The organism is Serratia fonticola (assembly GCF_001006005.1).
GTDB classification, from domain to species: domain Bacteria; phylum Pseudomonadota; class Gammaproteobacteria; order Enterobacterales; family Enterobacteriaceae; genus Chania; species Chania fonticola.
Genome location: NZ_CP011254.1, coordinates 1,904,615 through 1,915,616, shown reverse-complemented (window position 1 = coordinate 1,915,616; position 11,002 = coordinate 1,904,615). Strand labels below are relative to the sequence as shown.

General features: G+C 46.2%; 16 protein-coding genes. 4 read left to right on the top strand and 12 right to left on the bottom strand.

All coding sequences use genetic code 11. The features are described 5' to 3' along the window. Window positions 1-119 precede the first annotated feature (119 nt). Entirely contained in the window at window positions 120-632 is a 513-nt protein-coding gene (locus WN53_RS08470; protein WP_235166930.1) for a transposase, read from the top strand. A gap of 222 nt (window positions 633-854) precedes the next feature. Further along, window positions 855-1,130 carry a hypothetical protein gene (locus WN53_RS08465; RefSeq protein WP_024483222.1) on the top strand — a complete coding sequence of 92 codons (276 nt, stop codon included), beginning with the start codon at window positions 855-857 and terminating at the stop codon, window positions 1,128-1,130. 44 nt (window positions 1,131-1,174) lie between these two features. Here the strand turns inward: WN53_RS08465 and WN53_RS08460 are convergent, their stop codons facing one another. Further along, complete coding sequence (locus tag WN53_RS08460; protein ID WP_024483223.1) at window positions 1,175-1,465, bottom strand: hypothetical protein; 291 nt, start codon at window positions 1,463-1,465, stop codon at window positions 1,175-1,177. 182 nt (window positions 1,466-1,647) lie between these two features. Here WN53_RS08460 and WN53_RS27150 point away from each other — a divergent pair, with 182 nt between their 5' ends. Further along, complete coding sequence (locus WN53_RS27150) at window positions 1,648-2,088, top strand: HNH endonuclease signature motif containing protein (RefSeq protein WP_071784933.1); 441 nt, start codon at window positions 1,648-1,650, stop codon at window positions 2,086-2,088. Here WN53_RS27150 and WN53_RS27860 read toward each other — a convergent pair. The 11 genes from WN53_RS27860 to WN53_RS08405 form a co-directional block, all read right to left on the bottom strand. Continuing rightward, window positions 2,037-2,492 carry a hypothetical protein gene (locus WN53_RS27860; RefSeq protein ID WP_051346226.1) on the bottom strand — a complete coding sequence of 152 codons (456 nt, stop codon included), beginning with the start codon at window positions 2,490-2,492 and terminating at the stop codon, window positions 2,037-2,039. The two genes, WN53_RS27150 and WN53_RS27860, sit on opposite strands and share 52 nt — an antisense overlap. Window positions 2,493-2,581: 89 nt before the next feature. After that, complete coding sequence (locus WN53_RS08450; RefSeq protein WP_080660650.1) at window positions 2,582-2,956, bottom strand: type IV toxin-antitoxin system YeeU family antitoxin; 375 nt, start codon at window positions 2,954-2,956, stop codon at window positions 2,582-2,584. 74 nt (window positions 2,957-3,030) lie between these two features. Then, a complete protein-coding gene (locus WN53_RS08445) occupies window positions 3,031-3,366 on the bottom strand; it encodes a TA system toxin CbtA family protein (RefSeq protein ID WP_024483225.1) in 336 nt (111 codons plus the stop codon). Window positions 3,367-3,377: 11 nt separating this feature from the next. Continuing rightward, entirely contained in the window at window positions 3,378-3,866 is a 489-nt protein-coding gene (locus tag WN53_RS08440; protein ID WP_024483226.1) for a hypothetical protein, read from the bottom strand. Between the two features lie 22 nt (window positions 3,867-3,888). Continuing rightward, window positions 3,889-4,365 (bottom strand): JAB domain-containing protein, encoded by a 477-nt coding sequence (locus WN53_RS08435; protein ID WP_046808043.1) that lies wholly within the window; start codon window positions 4,363-4,365, stop codon window positions 3,889-3,891. A 272-nt stretch (window positions 4,366-4,637) separates the two neighbouring features. Further along, window positions 4,638-5,093: a hypothetical protein gene (locus WN53_RS08430; protein ID WP_200865456.1), complete on the bottom strand. Its 456-nt coding sequence runs from the start codon at window positions 5,091-5,093 to the stop codon at window positions 4,638-4,640. Window positions 5,094-5,164: 71 nt separating this feature from the next. Then, a complete protein-coding gene (locus WN53_RS08425) occupies window positions 5,165-5,491 on the bottom strand; it encodes a hypothetical protein (protein WP_024483229.1) in 327 nt (108 codons plus the stop codon). Continuing rightward, the gene (locus tag WN53_RS08420; RefSeq protein WP_024483230.1) at window positions 5,488-5,790 is read right to left on the bottom strand and encodes a hypothetical protein; all 303 of its coding nucleotides are present in this window, start codon (window positions 5,788-5,790) and stop codon (window positions 5,488-5,490) included. Before WN53_RS08420 ends, WN53_RS08425 begins: the two co-directional genes overlap by 4 nt. A gap of 116 nt (window positions 5,791-5,906) precedes the next feature. Beyond that, window positions 5,907-6,575 carry an EcsC family protein gene (locus WN53_RS08415; RefSeq protein WP_024483231.1) on the bottom strand — a complete coding sequence of 223 codons (669 nt, stop codon included), beginning with the start codon at window positions 6,573-6,575 and terminating at the stop codon, window positions 5,907-5,909. Between the two features lie 245 nt (window positions 6,576-6,820). Next, a complete protein-coding gene (locus WN53_RS08410; protein WP_024483232.1) occupies window positions 6,821-7,642 on the bottom strand; it encodes a DUF932 domain-containing protein in 822 nt (273 codons plus the stop codon). Between the two features lie 303 nt (window positions 7,643-7,945). Then, window positions 7,946-9,118, bottom strand: coding sequence for a tyrosine-type recombinase/integrase (locus WN53_RS08405; protein WP_024483233.1), 1,173 nt, complete (start codon window positions 9,116-9,118; stop codon window positions 7,946-7,948). 329 nt (window positions 9,119-9,447) lie between these two features. On the opposite strand from WN53_RS08405, the gene WN53_RS08400 reads away from it, so the two are divergent. Next, window positions 9,448-10,923 carry a YfjI family protein gene (locus WN53_RS08400; protein WP_024483234.1) on the top strand — a complete coding sequence of 492 codons (1,476 nt, stop codon included), beginning with the start codon at window positions 9,448-9,450 and terminating at the stop codon, window positions 10,921-10,923. Window positions 10,924-11,002 lie beyond the last annotated feature (79 nt).

Genomic DNA, 11,002 nt, shown 5'->3' with positions numbered 1-11,002 from the left:
AGAGATTTAGGTGTACAGTACCGAACCGCTTTTGTACTCGCTCACAAGCTTAGAGAAGCTCTCAGTTCTAAAAAAATACTTCACTACTGCAAGGTGAAGTACATATTGATGGTGCATACATGCATACTCCTTTACGTCCTAAAAACAATAAAGAAGATCGTATTGATAGACGCTTACTAATAAACCAACCAAAAGATAAATGCTGTATCCTCGTAATTAGACAAAAGACACAACAAACTCGTACTTTTGTTATTAAATCAGCAGCTGAAGTACTCAAATTAGTAAAAGAAAACGTAGATCCTTCAGCTACCATCTATGCTGATGAAAATAGTGCCTATAACATCTTACACGGACACTATAATGTAAAACGTGTAAACCATTCCAAAGAATACCGTTCAGATGATAGTACTACTAACAACTACGCCGAAAGTTACTTCTCAAGATTTAGAAGAATTCAAATCGGACAAGTACATAAAATTTTCAACAAATACTTTAACGAATACGCTAACGAAATTGCTTACCGTGAAGATATGAGAACTACTCCTAACGGTATTGTTGTTAAAGATATTCTTTCTAAATACCTTAATACTAAAACTGACAAACATTGGTGCGGGTACCTAATTTACTTCTAAAGAGTATTGGTTTATAGTGTTAGTAATATTGAAAAACAAAATAATAAAAAACCTTAAGTATTTTTTAAATTAAATTACCAATTAAAACAATGTGTTATAATATTATAATTGACACATTACAATGCGAGTTGCTAGAGTGAGGATGGATACATGGAAGTATCCAGAGCCTCTTCCTCTTTTTACTGAGTAACGCTCTTTTCGTTTCGTTTATAGGAGAAAAAAATGAAACATATTATACAGGCCGATTTTGAAGTTGGCAAAATTGCAAATAAAATTGCAAAATGTAAGGAAAAAAATCTTCATATACTTGTCGAAGCATTCCAATCAGTTCGTTTTATCTGGCTTGCCGTTAACCGTATTATGAAGGATAGTAATAATGATAAACAAAGAAAACTTCTTTCTAAGTTAATTGAAGATCTGAAACATCTTTATTTAATCATAAGAAAAAGAATTTCTTATATATATTGTTTAAGTAACCATTATTACTACGTGTTGTAAATTTTTTAAATAGTCAATACCCTACCCCCGTAGGGTATTGCTATTTATGCTCCAGCAATATTGTACTTCCCATCTGCCTTCTCCCCCTTCACTAAAGAAGCTAACGCAACTTTCAGTACCTTGTTTAATACCTTTACTTCATTATCAGATATGGATTTTATTGTTACTATCTCTTGTAATAATTCAGTGTAATCCATAGTCTTAATTCGTACAGCATCTAATACCAGTTTACTTAACTCCCCATGTGAAAATAATTTATTGTTTTTATATACCCGTTTACCTCCTAACTTCCGTAAGTCAATATCATTGACGATAATCTTTAACGTTACATCCAACGCTGATACCTGCCCTTCAAATAACTTGATCTCTTTCTACTTTAATTCAATAATACCTACCAACTCACTACGCTTACCCAATATCCCAGAGACTACATGACTCATACTGGTTTCCTTCTATTCGATAATATCTCAGTATTATACAGGAATAGGGTAGGGAATTATTGTGCTACTGATGCATAATGCCGGATTTGCACAGATATGTTCATTTATTCGCAGTACAAACAGGTGAAAAACGTGCTGATGGGCGATCGAGCCTGAAAGCATTGCGAAAAGCAGAAGATACCCACATCAGGCGACACCGAAAAATCAAGGTGGAAGCCAACCCGTTTGCTCCGCAATGGGAGGTGTATTTTGAAAAGCGTGCAAGTTTCAGAATGCAGCAATCGTTAAAAGGCAGGAAGAAACTGACCAATTTATGGCTGGCCCAAGGGCGATGTTGTCCATTATGCCATCAATTGATTACTCTTGAAACAAAGTGGCATATTCATCACATCATCCGGCGTGTTGACGGGGGAACGGATGAAAATGCCAATCTTGTTATGGTGCATCCGATATACCACAGTCAAATTCATGCCACTGGTTTTAAAGTAGTGAAACCGGTTCGCAATAGCGGGCTTTGAAAGGCTGAGCGGAGTGCGGTGAAAGTCGCACGCTCCGTTCTTAGGGGAGGATGGGCCAGTAATGGCCTGCCCTTACCCGACAGCATTCCCGAACGGTTCATCAGGTCTTGCCATAGTCTGCGATCGATCTGCCGAGTGATGGCAGCCAGACCTTTATCTTGCTCCAGAGTAAGGTGGTATCCGTAACGGTGGCCAAGTTGCATTGCCCAATCCTCCAATTTAGCGCCACCGATGCTGAATATCAGATTGCCGATCTCCTGCAGTTGAACCATCAGCACTTCAATCTTTTTCAATGCAACCTTACGACCTGTTACCAGACGTTCGATGTCAGTCGAACAGATGAGCTCGGTGTGGCCGGTAAGAACATCAGGGGCTTCACTAGCCGTATTTAACGAATGAGACATAATCGGGATCCTCAAAAACAAAAATGCCCGCACCTTCGCGGGCTAGGGAAAGTAGATATAGGATGTTCCATCCCTGTCAGGGCTGGTTATCACTCTGCAACGGGTGGCCGCGCTGCTTGATAGACTGCGATATACACATAACCAAAACTGCCCAGCGTATCGGCTTCATAGATAAAACCAGCATGCTGAACAGCGACACAATGTTGTCGCCGTGGGTCGAGTTCACCTAACCGTAATAATCTCTCCAGCCGTTCAACTAACACCGGAAACGCCAGTTCAAGAGCCTGTGGGACTTCAGGGTCAAAGATGCCGATACAGCCAGCGCGGTCTCCTAGAAAATGTAAACGAGCACCTTGTTGTATTAGGCGGGCTCCTAAGCGCGGCGTGATGTCATACTGCAGGCCCCAGTATGGTATCGGGTCAGGAATACTGCTCGAGGTCTTGGGATCGGAGATTTTCACCATTATATTTTCCTTAAAATGCTCACCCCGGTTGCAAGGCAGGCGTGTCAGTGAATTTACGTAATGCACGTAGATGGCTAAACGAGGCGGGAATTAACAGGAGTTCGTAACCCCAGTGCGCTTCGAGCTCGCAACATGTCGCTTCCACTCAGAGTAGGATCCTGAGCCAACATGCTGAAGCCGGGGCGGTCAACGCGTACCAAGTCGAATTTTTGGACCAGCTCGTTGACGGTTTCACGTACGGTCATCCCGTATTCAATCTGTCGGGCGATAGCCAATTGATCGTGATATGGCGTATCGTTGAGCGTGAGTCCGTAACAGTGGTCCAGTAACCAGGCGAGCAGTTGCTGGTATTCAATCAAGGCAGGGCTGACGTTCAATGCGGTATGAGTTACTTCGTTGGTGGTCTTCATTTCGATGAACCTCAAAGCGGGGAGACAGGCAACAGGCAGTGGTGAGTCAGCCAGTGGGCGACTGAGCGCCACTGTTTTAGTGGTACATCGGATTCCATCGTCCAGGTTTTCGGACAGTAAGTATTCGCCAGTAACAGCGTTATCATCACCAAATACTGGTAAGGATAACCCCGTGTATCACAGCGAATTGGCGCATGGAGTGTTTGACCCCGGTATAGCAAAAACGGATCTCCCGCCTGGTGGGTAACGCGTTCACCATTGAAACCGAGCATTCTTAACCCAATCACACTGTCGTCATGACGCAACGGGCGGCAACCAGTGTATTCACAGATAGCCGGGGCAGTGGTCAGGCCCAGTGTTTCGGGATGCTCACACAGCTTCAGGTAAGCTTTGGTTATGGCTTGGCACAATGCCTGCCATTCTTGCAATGAAACAGTACGGTGCTGGATAAAATGGAATACGCCAGCGGCAGGTGTAGAAGATATTTCAGTTGCTTGCATAGCTAACTCCTTGGGTTAAAGATCACAACCAGCCCCGCTCGGCAAATGACACCGACTCGCCATGGCCTAGAACGATATGATCGAGAGTTCTCACTTCTACCAGCGACAGTGCGTCCTGCAGATGCTTAGTGATATGACGGTCAGCCACGCTGGGCTCTGCCACGCCAGAGGGATGGTTATGTGCCACGACGACAGCCGCTGCATTATGGCTAAGCGCCGTTTTCACGATTTCCCGTGGGTACACCGGAGTCTGGTTTATCGTGCCGATAGATACCGTCTCACAGGCGATCAGCCGGTGCTGGTTGTCCAGGAACAGCACCATGAACGCCTCATGCTCCAATCTTTCCAGTTGCAGTCGTAAATAGTTTTTGGTGCTTTCAGCAGAGGTAAAACTGAATGGCCTGGTTTTCAACTTCTTTTCTAGAAGCCGTATTGCCATGGCAATAATACGTTGCTCTGTCGTATCTCTTTTCACTGAGTTGTTCCTTATAAGCAGCATAAAGCTCAACTCCCCGATGAAAGGGAGTTGAGTTGAAGTTGATTTATTTTTTACACAAATGTCGTAATACTATGGATAACAAACCGAAAGGGGGAAACCATAAAAGGAAGGGGGTTTATGAAGTGTATTAATACGTTAGTATTAATACATCCTCTTGTGTTAAAGAGTAAGTAATTAACAACACAGGAAGGTTCAAGCCTTCCTGATGGTAAGTGGTATTAATAACACCAGTAACATCAGGCCCGATGGCAATAGCCTACGGGCCGAGAGAGTCAGAAATCCAGCCCTGTCTTGCAATCAAACTCGGAGGATCCCCAGGCTGGTAATGCAGTGGCTACCCCTTTCGTGGGCAGGTCAACCGTTTGGCCATCCGTAGTATTGGCCTGCAGTCGGGTTGCCTTTCTCAAGGTATCCCAAGCGTAGGTAAAGTTATTACTGCCTACTCGTGAATCTGTATCATACGGCGTTTGAACCTCGGTGCCATTGATAATCAAATCAAAGCCCTGCTGGCTGTATGTACCGTATTTTTTCCCTTTGAGGCTCAGGGTCATGCTGACCGATTGGTCTTCACTGCAGGCGATATACAGCGAATCGCCGCTTTGCGTGACGACCGTATATTCTGATACCCCTTGCCCCCAACCACTAGACCATTGCCCAGACTCACCAAAGGCATAGACACGCGTAGCTATCCAGAAAAGCAATAATAGAACGATGATTTTCTTCATCATATAACTCCTGTAAAAGGTACACTAATTAACAGTACTCACCTGAAAAAACCTAAGAAAAAGAGTGGAGAGACTCACTGACTGAATATATACAGAGTCTCTTTGGAGTAAAAGCGATCCATCGGCAGTGTATTGTTATCCACTTCAAATAATTGAGCTGTCGGATACAATAGTTTGTAGCTAATATCGTCAATGACTTTATTGACATTTGGCGTATTACTCACTTCAGTAATCACTTTATTTTTGGTGTTATATACGATGTACTCCACCGTTCCAGTTACAGTACGGGTGTTCGCCATACGTCTGGCGGAGGTATTTACATTATCTATGAATAGGCGGCTCGAATCGTAATTTGACATACCTTTCGCCCTATCTTCGATTACACCCATAATACGTTTCATTCTGGCTTTTCTTTGTCCGAATACACCACGGTGAGTTGCGCCTTACAGGTTAGTGAATTGACTGATGGGTTACTGTCCGTGGCATGAATGTTATCCAGTCTCAAAGCTAGCGAGTCCGGCGTCAGTCCCACGCTACCGAATTTCTTGTAGGTACTGAGGTTCATCTTGTTCAACGCATTGCTGATCACTATCTCATTGATAGCGCGAATTGACTCAGGGTTATCACAGGAAAAAGCATCACCGCAACCGGATAGCGCTGCAGAAGCCATGATTACTACCGCTATTTTTCTTACATTCATTTCTTTTCTCCATAATCAAGATGAACAGCCTCCTTCCCGCCGAGACGGGAATGAGTTGTTAGTGCATGTGGTAAATAAAATGTGGTGACTAAAATCACCGGATTATCGAATGGTGGTTACGGTGCTATCACCTCATCAGCCATTGAATTTATGTCACGCCCGATAAAGGTCTCTCGGGCAATATTGCCGATGATGTTGGTGGAAATACTATCGAAAGTTCCGCCGACAATACCCCCTGCCAACGGCACCAATTTCACCAGATTGATACCGCCTTTCTGTCCAAACTTGGTCAGCAGTCGGAAGCCAACGGCCCGGTTGATGGTCTTGATGACTTCACCCGATACGCTCTTGATTGCGCTTCGGGTAAGCTGCATACCGATTTTGACACCAGCTTCCTTGAGGATGTCTTTCGCTGCATTACCACACAGGCAGAGATACACAAAAGCGCGCACATTGTCGTCTTTCAGGTCATAGCCACCGATATGGGCAATTGCCGCAATCATCCTGATCTGGATGTACATCACACTGGTGATATTGGCCGGAATTGCTACCGGCAGCGTGATAGCTCCGCCAAGCCCGGTAACAAAACCACTGGTACCTGCTTTGGTGTTTTGCCAGCGGATAAGTGCGTTAACACAATCCACCTGGTTTCCACCCTTCTTCATATAGGACTCGGCAATGTCTTGCGCCGAGTCCAGCCCCGTGACACCGTTTACTGCCTTGTCGTAAGCCCAATCCAATACCTTCTGAACTTTGCCTGCCGTGAGTGCCTTATCCTGTTCCATCTACGCCTTTCCCCCTTATTGAAAGCCCGTTATTCCTACGATAGCGGGCTGTATTTCCCTGTATGTCGGCGTGCCAAAACGTAACTGATTGATGGGTTGCAAGATGAAGAAAAACCGAACGGCACCCAGGCCGATCTTATCGACGGATGAACGGCAAAGATAATCGGTTGTGTAGATCAATAACGAGAAACCGATCGTTGAAAACGATCAACTTTTTACAAATGACGGGGTATTACGCGAATGCGTTACTTGTTGAATTTAAGCATATTTTCAGCCAACACCCACAAGGCACGGTTAAGCTTGATATCACCTTCAATGCCTTTCACTGAGCGGGTTCTAGCCTGTCTGCCACGGGCGTTGCGACCATTTAGCCCACCTTTGAGCATGTTTTCCTGCACACGCTGGTAGGTACTCCACAGGTCGCTTTGGCGGTCTTCCCAACGGCGTGGTATCAAGATTTGCTCTTCGGTAACTGGCTGGTGGTCTTCACCGTAGCGGTAACTCAAGGCTGCGTTGACAAAGGCCCGTTGTGCCGGTAGCGTCAGAGAAGTGGTCAACATGGCTTCGCGTGAGGCTTCCACCTTGTCGAAAATCCCCAGCACTTCATAAGCGCCTTCGATAACCTGACCAACGACATCACCTTTATGCGGCACACGCACTTCGCCAAAGCTGTTGCCGCATACCAAGCCGTTGGCACACACAAAGCGAAACAGGCCCGGGATCATCTGGTAACTGCTGGAACCATCGTGACTGTTGAGCAGGATAATCTCTGGCACTTCCTTACCAACTATCTGATTCTCACGGCGTAGACGCAGCATGTGTTTGGTATGCTCACGCTTATCCAGGTCACGCACCCGGGTCTGGCAGGCGAAGAAGGGTTGGAAGCCTTCTTTACGCAGGTTATCCAATAAAGCAATGGTGGGAATGTAGGTGTAGCGATCGCTACGGGAAGCGTGTTTCTCTTCCGAGAATATGCTTGGTACATGGCGGGCCAATTCATCATTGGTTAATGGGCGGTCACGGCGAATGGTATTCACCGCACCAAAGCGGGAGGCTAGACGAGTCATAATTACTACTCCTGAATAAGGCATAAAAGCAGACAGGCCTACCGGAAAATCGGCGGCCTGAAGTATGGTGGTATGGAAAGTATTTCTCTGGTGTTAACGCAAAAAGGCGTCAACAGATGGGTACCATCAGCGCCAGCCATCGGGACAACGGCGGAAGAGATGCGGTCTCATCATGCAAGTGGAAAACATACGCCACAGCTAATCCTGTAGCGTAATTCCCTTCAGTGATATAGGTATGAAAATATGTTGATTCAGAGTGGGGTATTTATACCGTGGGGTAAAAAAGCAGGAAATACACTCTCCTCAAAAGCAGAAAGTATCCTTGCCAAGCACTAACGCACTGCCACGTTCAGCAGCTTCGATAACATCAGCATAAGCCTGTAGTAATTGACCTCGATCTGAGAGTACCTGCGTATCAATCTGAGTTAGGGCGGCACCTTGCTCTGTCAGTATTTTTCTCATCATGAGGGAAAAGCTGCGCACAGAGATTTTGTTGCCATATCCAATGTCTACCAGCACCTTTTCAAGGCTGGCCTCACTGGCCGGATGCTGCGGTGCTGTACGGGAGGGAAATAGAAACATACCGAATCCAGTGAGTTTTTTAAGTTCTTCAATGAGATCTCGTGCTTGTGTGGAGAGGGGAATATATTGTACCTCCCCGGTATTTGACCTTTCTGCAGGCATTATCCAGAGGCCTTCATCGAAATCAAACTCGGTCCAGGCTGCGGCACGTAGTTCACCCACCGTCACACCGGTCATTATCAATAGCCTGATCGCCAGCAACTTCTCTTCCGAACCTTGATAACCCAACAATGCAGTAAAAAAGCCGACAAGATCAAATTGCGCCAGAGTAGGCATATTGACCTTATTGTTTTCCGGTTTCGCCAGAGGAGAAACAGGCATCAATTCCATATGAGCATCACCCTTGATGATGACGGCACGAATGACGTCGGCACAGAAGTTTCGAATGATCTGCGTTTCGGGGGTAGAGCCAGAAATCTGTTCTTTTCTCAACAAGACAGTAATCAGCTCGACTGGCGTGATTTCCAGCACTGGACGCGCACCGATATAAGGAAAAACATCACGTTCCAGTCTCGCCATCAACGTTGAAAATTGCTCCTTATTCCCAGGTACATCCTGTACGCGCTGTTGATAAAGGACTGATGCTGCTTGCTGAAACGTTATCTTCTTTCGTACCATTTTCGCCAGTTTGGCAATTTTTCTGGATTGATTCGGGTCGATACCATTCACCACTTGTGAGTGGGCTTCAGCATGCCTCTCTCGGGCCTGTGCCAATGAAACTGCAGGATAAGTCCCCAAGGTGAGTAATTTATCCTCACCTCCCAACGTATATTTATAGCGCCAATAGCGTGCGCCACTCTTCATTACATGGATGAAGAGACCACCCCCATCAAATTTCTTGTATGAGCGTATTTCGGTCTGAAGTTGATTGATTGCCTGTTCAGTGAGCCGCATCGATAGCCTTTAAAAGATAACGTGAGTACCCCAATATTACCCTTTTATCTGCCCGCCTTATAGAAATCAGTACCCCAAAATCACCCTTTAGTCTACCCACATCATGGTAATCAGTACCCCAAAATCACCCTTTTCAACCCTTATTCAATCCCCTGGAAATCCCGGTTTTTTCTCCAGGTGTCACCATTCATCCATTCAGGTATCTCACAGTAATCACGGGTATTTCTCTGAAATTCAATAAGAAAGATAGATTGAGGTACTTCTTGGGGCATCTTCTAATAGTGCTGAAAACATCCTGCCGCACGCGGCAAAACCAAGGAGAACGCACCATGCCATATCAGTCAATATTGCCACCAAGCACATACTTCGCTCCTCCCACGCCAGATCCCATTCCGTATGAACAACTGCCAGCCATCATCCGCGATGCCATCTGGGCTGTCAGCAATAAAACCAAGGCACCACTCCCACTGGTCACCGCGGCTGCGCTGGCACCGGTTGGCTTTGTTTGCCAGAGTGCTATCAATGTCAGCCCAGAAGCCGGTCGGGTGTCTCCTGTAACTTGCAATTTCTTGACTGTGGCAGAATCGGGTGAGCGCAAAACAACCGTCGACAACTATTTCATGGCATCAATATACGACTATGAACGCCAGGCTGCCGAAAAGCATCGCGTGGCAGAACAGCAATATGTTCGGGAAAGTGAAAGCTGGAAAGTGGAATCTAAGGCACTGAAGAGTCTGTTGTCGAAGTTGACGAAAAAATCTCAATCGACAGAGGAAGTTAAAGTTCGCTTGATGGCTCATCTGCAAAACGAGCCATCCCCCCCCATGAAACTGCAGATGCTGGCCAGTGACATCACGCCCGCAGCCCTGCAGTATCAACTCCATCGTGGTGGAGGTTCATTACTCCTTCACTCGGCAGAAGGTGATATCATTCTGAGTGGTCAGGCTATCCAAAATCTAGGTATGCAGAATGATGCGTGGGATGGAAAGCCCATATCAGTAATACGCCGCCATTCAGAAAGCTACACCATTTACGATGCACGCCTTTCCGTCTCTATCATGGTGCAACCTGCCCCATGGCAAAAATATCTGAAGAACCATCTGGAACAGGCACGTGGAAGTGGATTCTTGGCCCGTTTTTTCCTCGCCCAACCCTCTTCAACCATCGGTTTCCGTGTTGGGCATACCATGGAAAATCATCACCCCTGGATTGAGCCTTATACCCTACGTTTACAACAGTTATTGATGCGCTATGTTGATAAGTTGCACAACTGTGATAACAGCAGGAAGACATTGACCTTCAGCCCTGAAGCTCAGCGCTACTGGGGCAATTTGTGTGAGCTTATCGAACGCCGAATGGCACCCGGTGGCATATACTTCCCGATCCGTGACTTTGCCAGCAAGGAAGGCAACAAGATAGCGCGTCTCGCCGCGTTGTTTCATGACTTCAGCGGTGAGGACGGTGATGTTATCTCAGTACAAACGGTAGAAAGCGCCAACCTTGTATGCAACTGGTATCTGAATGAGGCGCTACGTCTCTTTACACCTCCACCGGTAATACCGCAATTCATACTGGACGCAGATCAACTCTGGTTACGATTGCAAGAGCAATTTCAGGATAATAATGGTCAGCGATTGTCGAAAACCTGGTTGCGCCAGCGCTGCCCAAACAAGCTTCGTCAGCCAGGGCTATTTGATATGGCACTTAACCACTTGTGTGTTACCAACCGGGTAACTGTGTTTCGCGAGGGTAATACCACTTATGTAGCGCCCTGGGTGCCAATATACTCACCACAACAGGGTTAACCTGCCTTCAGCTTTCGCGCTGTGCTCATGACCGGGCACCGCGTTAATGAGATGGTCCCCCCCACCCTGTGAGCGATAT